Consider the following 14,706-nt stretch of genomic DNA (forward strand, 5'->3'; position numbering starts at 1 on the left):
ACAATGTAAAAGAACATTCATTTTCCAAAAGAGCTGTCTGCTAGATGCAGCGGCTCTTTTTTTCACCCATACCCGGAAAAATGATAAATGGTGGTGATATGTTGAAAAAAATATTAACTTTACTCGTCCTTTTGATTGTAATAACCTTCATCGGACTGAATTCGGAATTGTTCACAATGATCTGGAATAGCGATTTGGAATCCGTGATAGCCATATTGACAGAAAACCTTCTCCTTACCTTTATTGTGACGTTCATCTTGATGATTGTTCAGAACTCCTTTACTGTCATTCCCCTGATTTTACTCTTAACAATTAATGTTACAATTTTTGGCTTTACATTCGGATATTTATGGAGTTGGCTTACAAGCGTCGCCGCATCAGGGGTCATTTTCTATGGTGTCAGACACTGGTTCCAGGCATTGATTTTAAGAAAGATGGGAAATGATTGGCAGGAATCCGTTATGGATCATGGGTTCATGTACGTTTTTACAGGTCGAATTTTCCCATTCATTCCGACAAGTTTAATAAATCTGGCAGCGGGGGTTAGCTCCGTCACCTACAAAGATTTCTTAATGGCAACCGCATTAGGCAATCTCATTTACTTTTTCTTTCTATCTTTAATCCCATACGGACTACTCTCCATAGAAATGAATCAATATACATTAATTGTAATCGGTTTCCTGCTCTTAGTCTTTATCCTTCTCTTTAAACGCTTCAAGAAAAAAAAGAACCTAACATTCTTAAACAAAAACAGGTAAGCTTATACCTGTTTTTTATGAGGAATCATATATTTTTTCCCTAGAATTTGTTAAAATGTGTATGTATTTCATCTTTGTAAATGTCGGAAAATTCAGGGAGACCTATATGTCAAAACGCATCATATTAGTAACTTACATTCTTTCTGGAATGACCACATTAATTTTTTTCAATTACTACCTTACTAATACTTTACATGATAAAGAGGCATCCATTCTGCTCCAGAGGGTAGAGGGATTTGTATTTGTCCTATTAATCGGATTGATTTTATTTCTCTATCTATCTAAAAGAGAAGAGTTTAAGCAATTAAAAGAAGAGGAACAACTTCGAAGTACCCTCATTAACTCAATGGTTGACTTTGTTAACTTTAAAGATGGAGAGGGCAGATGGCTAGAATCAAATACCGTCGGGCTTCAATTATTCCAATTGGAGAATGTCGATTATAAAGGAAAAAAAGATAGCGAGCTTGCTGAATACTCCCATTTTTACAAAGAATCGTTGATTTACTGCGAAAACTCCGATCAAGAAACATGGGAAATGGGGGAAATTACGCGTTGCGAGGAGAATATCCCGCTTCCTAACGGTGATTTCAAGACCTTCGATACCATCAAAGTCCCATTGTTCTATGAGGATGGTTCCAGAAAAGGTCTGGTCGTCATAGGCAGGGATATTTCTGAAAGAATCGCCGCGGAAAATCAATTGCTCGCTAGTGAACAGCGCTATAAATCTTTATTTGAACACAATCCATACCCGGTGCTCATGCTTGACCTAAAAGGAACCATCACAACTGTCAATCCTAGGTTCGAAACCGTCACGGGGTTCCATAACGAAGAGGTTCAGGGCGCCCGATTTGCCGATTTTAATTTTTCCACCGAAGCTAAAGAACTTATCCATTCTTCCTGTGAATATGTAAGAGAAAAACAAAAAGGAATTAAAAAAGGAAAAGATATCGAGTTTGTTACCAAAAACGGGAATTCTATCTTACTTTCATGTACGTTTGTACCGATGTTGGTAGGGAACGAATTAGCGGGCATCATCACTTATGCAAAAGACGTTACACAAATTCGCGAAACAGAGAGACGTTTGCGAAGAACCGAGAAACTATCCATTGTCGGTGAACTAGCAGCAAGTGTCGCACATGAAGTGCGGAATCCGTTAACTTCATTAAAAGGTTTCGTTCAACTATTGAGTAGTAGCGATCATCCCCATGAACAATACTATACCATCATGCTTAGCGAGCTGGACCGCATAAACTTGATTGTTAGTGAATTGCTGGTTCTAGCGAAACCGCAAGAGCTCACATTCAGCGAAAATCAAATCGTTGAGTTGATGGGTGAAGTTAGAGACTTGCTTAAAATGGAGGCCAATTCTTCCTCCACACAAATTTCTATACAGGTTAAAAATGAAATACCGCTTATCTTATGTGAAGCAAACCAGCTTAAACAAGTATTCATAAACATGGTGAAAAATGCATTGGAAGCATCGGCATCCCATATCGCAATCGGAATTGAGAAAATCAAGGATTCAATTACCATCACCATCAAGGATAATGGCTGTGGAATAGAAAAAAACCGCATGAAACACCTCGGAGAACCGTTTTATTCATCAAAAGAAAAAGGAACAGGGCTCGGTTTGACCGTTAGTTGCCGTATTATTGAAGCACACCAAGGAAAGGTACACTTTAATAGCAAATCAGGCCATGGCACCGAAATCAAAATTGAATTACCCATGTACAAATAGGACAAGTACTTTTGTCCTTTTTTGCTTGAATAAAATAAACTAAAAGTTGAAAAATCTATTGATTTCCTCCCTAATAGTAGATTCTGTTAGTCCCTTCCCCCTTAATACAACGGCTGGAACCAACCTTTCAAAATGGAAATGGTGGTGTATTCTCACTCATAGATTAACTAAAAACCTTCAATTGATACTCTTAGTGATTAATGACCAACCTACGAGTAAATAATATAAATGATTACAAACAGAAAATGTAGCAAGATTCTCTTACTTTTTCATTGTTATTTCACAATTTCATTTTATACTAGTTCATAGAATCTTTACGAAAGGGTGATGGCACAACAAAATGAAGAATTCCATATGGCTGTTTGTCAGTATACTCGCCTTGTTTATCTTCCCAATAACGGTATTTGGGCACGCAACGGTTATAAGCTCTAACCCTAGTCCAAATGAGAGTTTAGACACTATTCCTGAAAAAATCAGCATTCAGTTCAGTGAAGACATACAATCTTCATTTTATTCATTAAAAGTTATCAGCAAAAACAAAAACGAAATACCACTTCAAGATATCCAAGTTTCTGAAAAGACTCTTGAAGCAACGTGGTCAAGTTCTTTGGATGAAGGAAGTTATATCATTAAATGGAGAGTGGTTTCTAGTGATGGCCACCCTATCGAAGGCACCATTCCCTTTCAGTATGGTAAGTCACATACCCCGTCGGATCAAGTGAATGCAGAAGAGGAAGCAGGTTTCCCCAGTTCCGTTCAAGTTTTTCTGCAAAGCATTCAATATCTTTGCTTTGCTGCTCTAACTGGTGTACCTTTTTTCTATTTATCGTTATCAAAAAGTCCTATTCCTAATCAAATCTGCAGGAGAGTCCGACGCTACATTTGGTTATCGTATTTTGGATTGGCGATTTCCATTCTGTTGAGCCTACCTTTAAAGGTTACGATTGATGCTCAGGTGGGTTGGCAGCACGCTTTCAATGGAACGTATCTAAGTGAAGTCCTCCAGTCTACCCAGTTTGGAGTTATATGGTTAATAGAAATGATGTTGCTACTCGTTTTATTTGTAGCCATTTTCTTCATGATTAGAAATCAACTCAACAAGCTTTCTCTCATGCTACCTTTGGTCTTTGTTTCCTCCATGATGGTTTGCAAAGCATGTATCGGACATACAACGGATACGAGTAATCAATATTGGGCTGTTTCTATGGACTTTTTACATATATTAGCCATGTCTTTATGGCTAGGCGGTTTATTGGCCATACTGGTGATTCTGCCAAAATCCTATAATCCCAAAGTGGCTGATGATAATAAAACATTTTATTGGTTGGTCATTCAGAAATTTTCCTCCTGGGCCATACTATTTGTGAGTGTTCTTATAGTCACCGGCCTTTATAGTAGCTTTCAACATGTCTCAACCTTATATTCCTTACTACATACAACCTACGGACAATTATTACTAAGTAAAATTGGACTTATGTTGATTATGATAGGGCTTGGCGCGTTGCATTTAGTCCGTGGGAAAAGAAAAACGAAGAAGAAGTTGGGCCTCACTACAGGAATAGAGTTTAGTGTGGGAATTATCGTTCTTATTATTGCTGCTCTTTTAACGAATGTACAGACAGCCAAATCTTCTCCTGGTCCCATAGAGCAAACGGAAATCACCGAAAATAATGTTCAGGTGACATTATCCGTAACCCCCAATAAAACCGGGGATAACTACATTCAAGTAGAATTAAAGAAGGATAAAAGCATTCCTTATACAAATATCGAACAGCTTACATTGACTATGGAATCTTTGGATGGAGACGTTGGAAAAATAAAATTGCAACTTCAAGAAGGAAATGAGGGTCTGTTCAAATCCAAATCAATTATACCCATGTCAGGAAAATGGAAGGTGCATGTTCATGGGTTAACGAAGGATCTCAGTTCTATTGATGCAGATTTTCTAATTTTAGTCGGGAATTCATAACAAGAAGGGAATTTTAAACATGAAAAATCGCACAAAGCTTTTTGCCTCTACATTAGCAGCCCTTTTCCTCTTTGCTGGATCAGCTCATGCCCATGTGACGGTCCAACCAAGCACGTCCGCACCTGAAGCTTGGGAAACCTATACACTGAAAGTGCCAGTTGAAAAAGATTCATCCACCAAGAAAGTCGCTTTAAAGGTTCCTGAAGGTACCGTATTTTCAAGTTACCAGCCAATACCCAATTGGAAGGTGACAACGGATAAAGACAAAGAAGGGCATGTCAAAACGGTAACCTGGGAAGCTACGGGTGATGGAATTACAGCAGGACAATTCCAACAATTCACGTTTGTCGCCCAGAATCCCGATGAGGAGACTCAGGTAGTTTGGGATGCCTTTCAATACTATGATGATGGGGAAATCGTCGAATGGAGCGGGGAAGAAGGTTCCGACCTGCCACATTCCATAACGGAAATTACAGCAACTTCCAAAGGCGGTAAGGAATCAGCAAGTCATGAACATGCCTCAGAAAGCAATCAAATGCATTCCGATTCTATAGACCAATCAAAGGAGTCCGCAGAAAAGGATAACAGCCAAACATTGGTCATCACTCTTGGGGTCATATCTTTGATTATCTCCATTTTGGCCCTTTTGGTGGCCTTGCGAAAGAATAAAAAATAATAGAGTTAGGAAGAGGCCTCCAGATATTTGGGGCCTCCTTTATTTTAATATTCGACGACCATTGTTTTACTTGGTAATTGAAGACTGTCAGATTCAATGGTAATTCTGATTTCATTCTTTGCACCGTGCTCGACCATCGCTAAATTCAGCAGTCCATTTCCTTGCGCTTTCTTATTGATCCCCAGGTCTTCCGTATTTTTCACCAGCTGGGCGTATAGTTCTGCTTCCGTTAACTTACGACCGAATTCTCTTTCCATAATAATTTTCAAGAGAGCCGCAGCCCCGCTCACATGTGGCGTGGCCATTGATGTCCCACTGAGCTTAGCATATTTACTTCCAGGGTATGTGGAGAGAATTTCAACCCCCGGAGCCACCAGGTCAATTTCGTCATTCGTATTCGAAAAGTCAGCCATGTTCCGGCTTAAATCCACAGCGCCCACTGCCACAACTTCTGGATAGGCTCCGGGATAGTCTAACTCATCCGTATCATGACGCCCATCTCCACTATTTCCTGCTGCACACACGACCAGAATATTGTTCTGTATCGCTTTTTGAATGAGTTCATGTTCCCTATCATCTGGAGGACCTCCAAGAGAAAGCGAGATGATGGAAACCTTTTCTCCCTGCGGCCCCTGCCAATTAATGGCATACTCTAATGCCCCGTTAATCCAATTGATATCTCCCTGACCTTTTCCATTTAAAGCCTTCAAGGCGAGAATACTCGCTTTAGGAGCCACACCTACGACACCCACATCATTATTAATGGTCGCTAAAACCGTTCCACTGACATGTGTCCCATGCCCGTTATCATCATGATAATCCCCGGTTTCGGTAAAATCCTTGCCATCAATGATTCTATCCTTTAAATCTGGATGCCCCTTATCTATACCTGTGTCGATGACAGCTATGACCACGCCTTCACCATAATTGCTCGGCTCCCAAATTTCCGGAGCTTTAATAAGGACCACACCTTCGGGTATTTTCTCTTTCGGCGTTTCCATCACTTCTAGAACTTTGTAAGGAATTAATCTTTTTTCTCTCGACATTTGACTACCCCTTCCTTCGTACAAATTTTGACTGTCCTCGGTGAGGGAGTTCTATCCCATCTGGTTGTCGCTAACCATTAAAGAGATGGAAAAATCTCTTCCACTAATATATACCAGATTTTTGGAAATAAAAAATAGTTTTTCAGAAAATTGAATCCAAATAACTACCTTTATTATCCATTTTTCATACCTGTTCCTTAATTATAGAACATATGTTCCTAAAATACCACTGTGATATCCAATTTATTCAAAAAAAAAAAAAAAAAGACTGACTTCTAATGAAGTCGGCCTCTTGGATGGTTTAAGCAACGCCACAGCATTTTTTATATTTTTTCCCGCTACCACATGGACAAGGATCGTTTCTACCTATGACAGGGTCTTTATGGACATGAGGCATTTTAGCCGCTTTTGCACTCTCGATAATAATCTCTGTCCCTTTTTTCTTCATTTTCTCGTAACGTTGTTTAAACAGTTCCATAACATCTTTGCTATATTTCAACGTATCTTCGGCGATATCCATCGCCTTTTGTTTGGAAATATTGTAATCCTCCAAAACAAATTGATTGTCACGGAAAGAAACCCGTATCCCAAAATGCTGTCCTGCTTGATTTTGGTCTTTCTTTTCCTCAACGAATTCTAGATACACTTCCTGGCAGTCACATGTCTGGTGCATGCAATAATAATCATATATCCAATACGTTTTATCTTCATATTTACTTTTTAGCGCGATACCATTTTCAACACCAAAGACATCCAGATATTTAATCGCTTTTCCATCAAGAATTTCAAATGGATCAATCGTCCTCATCTATAGACACATCCTAATTCATCAAAAATTTATTTACCTTATGTATTGTACAACCTAAATCCTAAACCGTCACTTGAAATGAAGCAGATAAAGCCACATCCTTACATGATAGTGAGGGCACACAAAAAGAGCAATACATCAGCTTTTTCAAACTAGCGCACCGCTCTATTAACTATACTGCTATATCTTTTGTAGGATCTTTTTTCTAGATAACGCTACATACCCCAAATACCCAATATATATAAAAGAAGCAATCAATACAAAGGACCAAGCTTTGTAGACCGTTAGATTATCAAAGACACCTGTAAGGGTCAATAATGATGGAATCGTCAACGTAACCCATGATAGAATCAACGATACTTTCCCAACAAAATCGGAAATGTGTAATTTTTTAGTATTGATCAGGTAGAACATTCCCCAAAGGAATGACCATAACAACCAGTTCAACCCCTTTACTATATCGCCGTTTTGAGAAAGTTCGACAGTTGCGTACACAAGTGACAAAATGGACACCCATAAGGAGAAGTACCCGAGACCACTACCATCCATCCCTTTTAAAATCGTTATTCCTAAATACAAGTAAGTGAAACCAAATAAGAAAATCGATGCATTGCCTAAAGACATTGCATTGCTTGGTTCGGAAACAATAATTAAATAAAAAGCTCCCAGTACTTGAAACGAGCCAACAAATAAATTAAATACCGCAACATTTTTGGCATCCGCTTTTCCTAAAGTCATCTTGCCATTCAAGAATAAAGTGGCCCCCGCAAGAAGTAATATTATATTTCCCATATCCATCCCCCCCTTCTTTTAAAAACACGCTTGTTAAACAGGATTATTTCATTTAATGAGAGTATGCTGTTTCGACCCTTTTAGGTTTTCTAATATAGTATCTAACCACTAACACGATATTACTATATGATTCAGTTTTAAAAACTAATTGGAAACAAAAAAAAGAAGCGTCTCCGCTTCTTTTTCAAACAATCCAAGTCGTCAATTGATCAATTGGTGTTTTTTTAGCTGGCTTCGGCTCCATATCCGGGTATCCTAAATAAATAAAAGCGACAATTTCTCCTTTTCCAGATAAACCGAAAAATTCCTTCACCTTATCATGATAGGCGATTTTACCCGTTCTCCACACCGCCCCCAATCCCAACGAATGTGCCGTTAAAAGCATATTCTGAACCGCACTGTTGACCGCTCCGTACTCTTCAGCTACGATAACATTTTTCTTATCAGTAGGTTCTATGCCTACTGCAATAATTACTGGGGCCCTTAGTGGATTTTTCTTGGCCTTTTCCATTTTACTTATCAAGTTTTCTGGCGTATCCTCCATATTTTCAAGTTTGGTTATATCCTCAAAAACCTGACCGAGCCTATTTCTTCCTTCACCCATCAGCACGAAGAATCGCCAAGGCTCCGTTCGAAAATGATTAGGTGCATACGTTCCCGCTTCAATGATTTGTTCGATAACTTCTTTAGGAATAGAATCTTGCTTAACCAACCCAATACTTCTTCTCGTTTTGATGGCTTCAAAAGCATCCATGAATATTCCCCCTTAGCCTTTTATCTCCAATAGCTTCTGTTTCAGTTCATTCTCCATCACTGCAAGTTCCTGCTCCGCATGACGGCGTTTATGTCTTCCTTCTTCTTGAATTCTAAGTGTTTCCTCAAGAGTGGAAATTAAATTGGCCTGTGTGTTCTTCAATGTCTCAATGTCTACAAGTCCCCGCTCATTTTCTTTCGCCGTTTCGATTGTATTGACTTTCAACATCTCCGAATTCTTCAAAAGCAAATCATTCGTCGTCTTGGATACCTGCTTTTGTGCTTCAACCGCGTGGCGCTGCCTTATCAAAGTCAATGCAATAGCCACCTGATTTTTCCAAAGTGGTATGGCCGTCATGATCGACGATTGTATTTTCTCGACAAGGGCCTGATTCGTATTTTGAATCAACCTGATTTGCGGTGCACTTTGAATCGTGATTTCACGGCTCAATTTCAAATCATGCAGTCTTTTATCCAGCCGTTCAGCGAATTGTCGCATATCATTGACTTCCTGAAACTTCATCTGATCATTGCTCAGTTCAGCAGATTTTTTTAGAGCTGGGATGGTTTGTTCATACAATTCTTCAAGCTTGATTTCCCCTGCTGCAATATAGACATTCAACGCTTGGAAATACTCCTTATTCGTTTCATAGAGCTTTTCCAGGATGACGATGTCCGATAGAAGGACATTCTTGCTACGGTCAAGCTTTACGCTGATTCGGTCGATTTGGGCTCCTGTTTTCTGGTACTTCGAAAGTGCTTCCTGTACCGACCCCGACAGTTTACCGAACATTCTTGCGAAAAATGAAGGTTTTTCAGTTTTAAGCTCATCTGGGCTTAGTTCGTTTAATTTCTTCATCAAATCACTGATGATGTCGCCTACTTCACCTACATCCTTCTTTTGCACGTGTTCAAGCATTGAATTGGAAAAGGTCAGTAACTTTGATTGAGCTGGCGTTCCATAAGAAATCATGGCCTGATGATTCGTAGGGTCAATCTGCTTGGCAAGCTGATAGGCCTTCTCCCTGTTCTCCTCCGGAATCACATCGATCAGTTTGACCGGCTTTACTTCCTGTGGAGATAACGTATCTGGCTGTTTTACCTCGGCAAAAGGATTGGCTAAAAGGTCATCCATTAAATTAGAGTTACTGGCATTATTCAACAAATCGGAATCCTTGTTATTCATTTTAGCCTCCTGCTTTCATCTATTTTTGATTCTTTTCGTGTTTGAATGGTCTGTTTTGCAACGTCCAATTCAAAATTGAGGATATCAATATCATCGGAAAGGACTTTATATAAATCTTTCTCTATCGTTTTATTTAATTCCTTTAACGTCTTTCTGGTTTCGCTTAAAGAGAGCTCAAGCTCCTTATTCTTTTTCGGTTGTTGTGCTAAGAAAACGTACTTCTCTGCCAATTCCGTAGCGGAATCCAAATGGGAATAATAAAAAGGCTCTGCCTTGTAAAATCGCTTTGGCTCTTTCTTAGTCAGACTATATATTCTCCTGATCATCTTGATCATATCGGTCCTCTGTTTGAAGGAAGAGAGGTGGCGAACGGAAATCAGGGCTTTTTGAACACGCCATATCTTTGGCTTTGCTTCCTCAATATTCTTCTTTATATATTGATACTCTTTTCTTGTAAGTTGATGTTTCTTCAAAAATCGTGAAGTGAAATAGAGTGAACCCAACCAGTATGTGAGGCCACCACCGACCAGTGAAAAGACTACCGAAAGCAAAAAGGATTGATCTAATGAAAAAAAGCTAATCAGTCCCACTAGCATGATCATCGGGATTGCAACCACTATCGGAACAACATCAGCAAGAAATCGATTCATTTATTATTATCCTCCTGACTTACACTCTTTTCTATATATACGGATGATTGCTATATTGGTTTCATAACGGAAGAAAGATTTTCAACTTACTCTAAACGATATAGGAACTTGGTGAGTTCTGCAAATTTATAGAAATGTAAATCTTCACCCAAGTATTTACTTTCCCTCAATACCCCTTAGGCATCCGCATTGTCATTTTGTTTTAATTTTCATACGATATTAGATATCGGTCTATCCAGCTTTAAAGGAGGGTAAAAAAATGAAACATCATGGTTTTTATCCAATCCCCCGACAAAACGGAAACCACCATAACCTGGAGTTGAACTTAGAAACTAAACTAGTCCAAACCCATAATATTGAAAGAAGAATTCAAGAACTTGAACAAAGAAATGAACGCCAACAGCTGAAAAAAATCAGCCAAGTCCATCATGATGTCTCACGCGTGAACTCTGCAGTGGAACGTGTGAATCAAATGGTAGATTCACTCAGTAAAAAAAATGACCAGCGTACGAGATCAATCAAGAAAAATCCGTGGGATGACGAGATTACTCCATTTAGCTATTCTAAGGACGACTAATGCAAAAACAGCAGGGTTCAACACCTGCTGTTTTACATTTTCTCTAATTGCTCTTTCATTAAGTTTATTGGATAGCCGGATGATCTTAAATAGATAAATCGATTATTGTAATGGTTAATTTCTTTAATGTCCGCAGCCGCTATGTCCCTTCCCAATGGATAGTCATACTGTATGCTTAGAATAACTTCTTTCAAGTATCCCAATGTACTACGATTATTTGTATTAGTTATGATCATTTCTTTACCCTTTTCCAAATAGGAATTGATTATCTCGGGGTCGATTTCTTCTGCGATTAAACTTTCCCGTACATGTTGTACCAATAATTCCTGGAAGTTCAGAAAGTCCTTCTTCTTTACACCCACGATGGTTACACAATAAAGAGTCAGGTCATTCATCATCGTGAGGCAAGTATATCTGCCAATCTTAAATGAATTGACATGCCATCTATCCATTTCCCCCTCCTCCATCCCTTCCCTAAAGGGCACTGCTTTTATATCCAGATTTTTGAGAACCTTTTGGGTTGCTCCTACTAGGAACATACTTCCCTCACCTGCCTTAATTGATTTATTTATCTATTAATCAAACGTTTGATTAATAGATGTAAACTTGCTACTGCTCCATTACATATTAACATCTCACATTTTCAAAACACATCATCTGTCTTCCTCAATAGCCTATACACCACTTCTTCTATCCCGATATTGTAGTACCCTTCTTCTCGGAACCTCCCGGCCGCTTGCTTCAAAGTCCCGGTGAATTTCATGACCCCTTTTTGTAACACGCCTATCCGATCACACAGCTTCACGATTTCACTCATATCATGGGTAATGTACACAATCGTCTTTCCTTGTTCTGCTAATCTCTTCACATATTGATTGATCTCAAGCTTAGATTGAAGGTCAATTCCCACAGTGGGTTCATCCATTAAGAGAATATCTGGATTGTGAATCAAAGAAACGGCAATGTTCAGTTTCCTTTTCATTCCTCCTGAAAGGCTCGATACCCTTTCATCCCACTTATCCTGAAGCTGTACGGCATCACATAGTTCCAATAGATGTTCTTCCGTTACTTTTCCCTTTACAAACTTACTCCAAAAGCGAAGATTTTCTTTGACCGTAAATTCTTCCCATAAGGCGATATCCTGTGGGACAAACCCGATAAGTTGGCGAATTTGCTTTTTCTGCTTTTTTAAATCCAGCCCATTTATCTCTATACTCCCACTTGAAGGCTGCAATACGGTAGCCAGAATGGAAATGAGCGTTGATTTCCCTGCCCCATTCGACCCTAAAAGTCCAAAGATTTCCCCTTTTCCTATTTGGAAGGACACATCATCGAGTAATATATTATCTCCATATCGCTTTACGATGTTCTTAATGATTATCATCTGACCTTCAGCCCCCCATTTGTCGTTTTCCAAAGAAACGCTATACAAACACCTGAAAATATGACTGTCATTCCAATCTCGCTAAACGACGTATGTGCGGGATAGGCTGTAGCCCACAAAATTTTCTGGGGAAGCCCAAGGGACAAAAATTCAAACACTGGGGAAATATCACCTATCGGAAAAAAACTTCCTCCAGCAATAGCTAGTATGAAGGCCACTAATGAGCCAACCACATAATAACTCCCCAGATGGCGCATCCGACTCGCTATCCACATGCTGATGCTAGTTGTAAACAGGATAAAAAAAATCACTCCAAAAAACAGAAGAAAATGGACCTCCATAAGTTGAAAATACCTTAAGGCGTATAAACTGCAAGCAGCCTGAAGAACGTGAAAAAGAATATAGGCTCCTGACGTCTGTCTTAAATAAGAAGCGAGTCCTATATTCGTCGTCATCATTCTAGGGAATAAAATAGATCGTTCTTTCACAACCCAATCTGAAGTAATGAAGCAGGAAAGCATTGTAAAAAAACTCCAAACCCCTAGGTAGGAGGTAAATATAACATCTTTATTTTCTGTTCCAGGTATATTATCTTCACGGACATAGTTTATGGTCATCAATGGATTTGGATCCAACTGATTTTTTGTATACTCAAATGCTTCATCCCATACTTCCGACTCTATGCCTTTTTCTTGCTGATAGAGTTTTTCGACTCGATTGGCAGCTTTCACAGAACTTGTCAGCTTCGTAACCTCACTTGCTACAATTTCACGGATAATCCCAGAAGCAATAGAAGATGGCGAGGTCCACAGTTCGATGGTCTCTTTTCTTTCATCATTTATAATATGGGTCTGAAACCCTTTTTTAAAGACGAATATACTATCCACCTCATTGCGGGAAAGAAGAGTATCCGCGTCATCGAAAGAAGTCTCTTTCACGACGATTCGTTCCTGTACCTCCATTTGTCTGATGATGTTTCTCGAAAAATTGGTTTGATCTTCATCTACGATAGCAATTGGCACGACCAATTCCTTTTGCTGCTTCTCAAGCAATGAACCCATCCCGATTGCCGCCACGATAGGTAGCACAAATAATAAGAGGGTAATAGGCTTGAACATATGCTTAAACTTCTCCATCATTAATCCCATTACCTACTCCTCCTTATTTGTAAAATACCCTTTGTTATGAATACACAACACAGAGATAAAACCAGCAGCCACAAACCGATTTCAGTAGCTGAATAGACTGCCTCCTCCTGTTGCAGGGCGAACATGAATTTGAGAACCCAACCATTTAAAGAAAATAGATTCAGGCTTTGTAACCACTCGGGAAAATATATGGCAGGTATGAAGTGTTCACCGATGATGGCCCCTAAAAGAATAAGGCCCATACCAGCAAACTGATAAAATCTTTCATTCCATACCATTGCTTCCACCAATACAAAAACTGATATAAATACAAATACAGCCACTAATGTACCGCAGAGCCATAAACCAACCTCCGCCGGATCAATCTTCCCCTTCCAAAGCAAATAGGAAAGCGCAATGAACATGGAACTGACGGAAACCATGATGTATGTCGCAAGCATTCTTGATAACGTCGATTGAAAATAAGAAAAACCCATTCCCAAAAGCCGGTTTTCAATGGCTTCATTTCCATTGCTTTTCAATAGTAGAAGACCCAAAAAACTCCATATCATGATGAGCAGGACATAAAGAGAGATAGCATAATAGTGTAGTAGACTCTCTTGAAAGAGATTGTTCTGCTTTTTCTCCTCAAAGATTTCCCCACGGCTCAATACATGAAGGGAAAAGGATAGGATATCCCTTTTGAACTGTTTCTTTTGACTGCTCTCAGGAAATTCTGCCTCTTCCATGAAATAATCAATCGTATTGATCCCGCCTTGTGCAGCTGAAGTAAAGTCAGCCGCACTTTCCATCACATGACGGACAAGCTCGGACTGAAGCGGTCTTTGGCTGTTTCCTGTAACCTTCACAGGTGTATGGATGCCCCGTGCTACATCTCGGCTAAATCCTTTTGGAATGTAGATAACTGCCGCTACTTTATTATTTTGGAGAAGTTCATATCCTTTTTGTTGATTAACTTCCATGGTGGACATGATCCCGTTCAAATGTGGACTATCCGTGAGCTGCTTGATGACTAGCTTTGTTTCTACGGTAGGATCTTCATTTATCACCGCAACCTGAAATGCTTGGACTCGGCTCTCTTCTTTTAAAAATTGATTTCCAATCACAGCCGCACCCAATAAAAAGAAAATAGGAGTCAGCCACAATGCTGCGGCCGCTTTCCTATTTTTCAACACTACCTTTACATAAAACGAAGTAAAAACAAATGTGTTCCTCATTAAA

At 39.3% G+C, this 14,706-nt stretch carries 15 protein-coding genes; 5 read left to right on the forward strand and 10 right to left on the reverse strand.

The window, feature by feature from the left end:
* Positions 1-101 precede the first annotated feature (101 nt).
* From ACQKL5_RS09885 to ACQKL5_RS09900, 4 genes are all read left to right on the forward strand, one after another.
* Positions 102-758 carry a TVP38/TMEM64 family protein gene (locus tag ACQKL5_RS09885; protein ID WP_427608375.1) on the forward strand — a complete coding sequence of 219 codons (657 nt, stop codon included), beginning with the start codon at positions 102-104 and terminating at the stop codon, positions 756-758.
* A 106-nt stretch (positions 759-864) separates the two neighbouring features.
* A complete protein-coding gene (locus ACQKL5_RS09890; RefSeq protein ID WP_427608377.1) occupies positions 865-2,496 on the forward strand; it encodes an ATP-binding protein in 1,632 nt (543 codons plus the stop codon).
* A 340-nt stretch (positions 2,497-2,836) separates the two neighbouring features.
* Positions 2,837-4,465, forward strand: a complete 1,629-nt coding sequence (locus ACQKL5_RS09895; RefSeq protein ID WP_427608379.1) for a copper resistance protein CopC — start codon at positions 2,837-2,839, stop codon at positions 4,463-4,465.
* Between the two features lie 19 nt (positions 4,466-4,484).
* Positions 4,485-5,141, forward strand: a complete 657-nt coding sequence (locus ACQKL5_RS09900; RefSeq protein ID WP_427608381.1) for a YcnI family protein — start codon at positions 4,485-4,487, stop codon at positions 5,139-5,141.
* A 44-nt stretch (positions 5,142-5,185) separates the two neighbouring features.
* Here the strand turns inward: ACQKL5_RS09900 and ACQKL5_RS09905 are convergent, their stop codons facing one another.
* The 6 genes from ACQKL5_RS09905 to ACQKL5_RS09930 form a co-directional block, all read right to left on the reverse strand.
* On the reverse strand, positions 5,186-6,187 hold the full coding sequence (locus ACQKL5_RS09905; RefSeq protein ID WP_427608383.1) for a S8 family peptidase: 1,002 nt from the start codon (positions 6,185-6,187) through the stop codon (positions 5,186-5,188).
* Between the two features lie 301 nt (positions 6,188-6,488).
* Positions 6,489-6,995, reverse strand: a complete 507-nt coding sequence (locus tag ACQKL5_RS09910) for an SEC-C metal-binding domain-containing protein (RefSeq protein ID WP_427608385.1) — start codon at positions 6,993-6,995, stop codon at positions 6,489-6,491.
* Between the two features lie 180 nt (positions 6,996-7,175).
* Positions 7,176-7,787, reverse strand: coding sequence for an AmiS/UreI family transporter (locus ACQKL5_RS09915; protein ID WP_427608387.1), 612 nt, complete (start codon positions 7,785-7,787; stop codon positions 7,176-7,178).
* Positions 7,788-7,971: 184 nt separating this feature from the next.
* Complete coding sequence (locus tag ACQKL5_RS09920; protein WP_427608389.1) at positions 7,972-8,541, reverse strand: nitroreductase family protein; 570 nt, start codon at positions 8,539-8,541, stop codon at positions 7,972-7,974.
* Positions 8,542-8,553: 12 nt separating this feature from the next.
* Positions 8,554-9,726: a toxic anion resistance protein gene (locus tag ACQKL5_RS09925; protein WP_427608391.1), complete on the reverse strand. Its 1,173-nt coding sequence runs from the start codon at positions 9,724-9,726 to the stop codon at positions 8,554-8,556.
* Positions 9,723-10,376, reverse strand: a complete 654-nt coding sequence (locus tag ACQKL5_RS09930) for a 5-bromo-4-chloroindolyl phosphate hydrolysis family protein (RefSeq protein WP_427608393.1) — start codon at positions 10,374-10,376, stop codon at positions 9,723-9,725. The genes ACQKL5_RS09925 and ACQKL5_RS09930 overlap by 4 nt, the downstream gene beginning before the upstream one ends.
* A 259-nt stretch (positions 10,377-10,635) precedes the next feature.
* Between ACQKL5_RS09930 and ACQKL5_RS09935 the strand changes: the two genes are divergently transcribed.
* Positions 10,636-10,953: a hypothetical protein gene (locus ACQKL5_RS09935; RefSeq protein WP_427608395.1), complete on the forward strand. Its 318-nt coding sequence runs from the start codon at positions 10,636-10,638 to the stop codon at positions 10,951-10,953.
* Positions 10,954-10,985: 32 nt separating this feature from the next.
* On the opposite strand, the gene ACQKL5_RS09940 is transcribed toward ACQKL5_RS09935, so the two are convergent.
* The 4 genes from ACQKL5_RS09940 to ACQKL5_RS09955 all read right to left on the reverse strand — a co-directional run bounded on the left by ACQKL5_RS09940 (position 10,986) and on the right by ACQKL5_RS09955 (position 14,702).
* On the reverse strand, positions 10,986-11,492 hold the full coding sequence (locus ACQKL5_RS09940) for a DUF6933 domain-containing protein (protein ID WP_427608397.1): 507 nt from the start codon (positions 11,490-11,492) through the stop codon (positions 10,986-10,988).
* A 104-nt stretch (positions 11,493-11,596) separates the two neighbouring features.
* Positions 11,597-12,337: an ABC transporter ATP-binding protein gene (locus ACQKL5_RS09945; RefSeq protein ID WP_427608399.1), complete on the reverse strand. Its 741-nt coding sequence runs from the start codon at positions 12,335-12,337 to the stop codon at positions 11,597-11,599.
* Positions 12,334-13,485, reverse strand: coding sequence for an ABC transporter permease (locus ACQKL5_RS09950; RefSeq protein ID WP_427608401.1), 1,152 nt, complete (start codon positions 13,483-13,485; stop codon positions 12,334-12,336). The genes ACQKL5_RS09945 and ACQKL5_RS09950 overlap by 4 nt, the downstream gene beginning before the upstream one ends.
* Positions 13,485-14,702 carry an ABC transporter permease gene (locus ACQKL5_RS09955; protein ID WP_427608403.1) on the reverse strand — a complete coding sequence of 406 codons (1,218 nt, stop codon included), beginning with the start codon at positions 14,700-14,702 and terminating at the stop codon, positions 13,485-13,487. The genes ACQKL5_RS09950 and ACQKL5_RS09955 overlap by 1 nt, the downstream gene beginning before the upstream one ends.
* Positions 14,703-14,706 lie beyond the last annotated feature (4 nt).

The organism is Peribacillus sp. NPDC097675 (genome assembly GCF_050277655.1).
Lineage (GTDB): Bacteria > Bacillota > Bacilli > Bacillales > DSM-1321 > Peribacillus.

Excerpts from the sequence above, each read along its gene's own strand:
- ACQKL5_RS09955 (WP_427608403.1), bottom strand. The coding sequence starts at position 14,702 with ATGAGGAACACATTTGTTTTTACTTCGTTTTATGTAAAGGTAGTGTTG.
- ACQKL5_RS09890 (WP_427608377.1), top strand. The coding sequence starts at position 865 with ATGTCAAAACGCATCATATTAGTAACTTACATTCTTTCTGGAATGACC.
- ACQKL5_RS09930 (WP_427608393.1), bottom strand. The coding sequence starts at position 10,376 with ATGAATCGATTTCTTGCTGATGTTGTTCCGATAGTGGTTGCAATCCCG.
- ACQKL5_RS09945 (WP_427608399.1), bottom strand. The coding sequence starts at position 12,337 with ATGATAATCATTAAGAACATCGTAAAGCGATATGGAGATAATATATTA.
- ACQKL5_RS09895 (WP_427608379.1), top strand. The coding sequence starts at position 2,837 with ATGAAGAATTCCATATGGCTGTTTGTCAGTATACTCGCCTTGTTTATC.
- ACQKL5_RS09940 (WP_427608397.1), bottom strand. The coding sequence starts at position 11,492 with ATGTTCCTAGTAGGAGCAACCCAAAAGGTTCTCAAAAATCTGGATATA.
- ACQKL5_RS09925 (WP_427608391.1), bottom strand. The coding sequence starts at position 9,726 with ATGAATAACAAGGATTCCGATTTGTTGAATAATGCCAGTAACTCTAAT.
- ACQKL5_RS09905 (WP_427608383.1), bottom strand. The coding sequence starts at position 6,187 with ATGTCGAGAGAAAAAAGATTAATTCCTTACAAAGTTCTAGAAGTGATG.
- ACQKL5_RS09950 (WP_427608401.1), bottom strand. The coding sequence starts at position 13,485 with ATGGGATTAATGATGGAGAAGTTTAAGCATATGTTCAAGCCTATTACC.
- ACQKL5_RS09935 (WP_427608395.1), top strand. The coding sequence starts at position 10,636 with ATGAAACATCATGGTTTTTATCCAATCCCCCGACAAAACGGAAACCAC.
- ACQKL5_RS09920 (WP_427608389.1), bottom strand. The coding sequence starts at position 8,541 with ATGGATGCTTTTGAAGCCATCAAAACGAGAAGAAGTATTGGGTTGGTT.
- ACQKL5_RS09900 (WP_427608381.1), top strand. The coding sequence starts at position 4,485 with ATGAAAAATCGCACAAAGCTTTTTGCCTCTACATTAGCAGCCCTTTTC.
- ACQKL5_RS09915 (WP_427608387.1), bottom strand. The coding sequence starts at position 7,787 with ATGGGAAATATAATATTACTTCTTGCGGGGGCCACTTTATTCTTGAAT.
- ACQKL5_RS09910 (WP_427608385.1), bottom strand. The coding sequence starts at position 6,995 with ATGAGGACGATTGATCCATTTGAAATTCTTGATGGAAAAGCGATTAAA.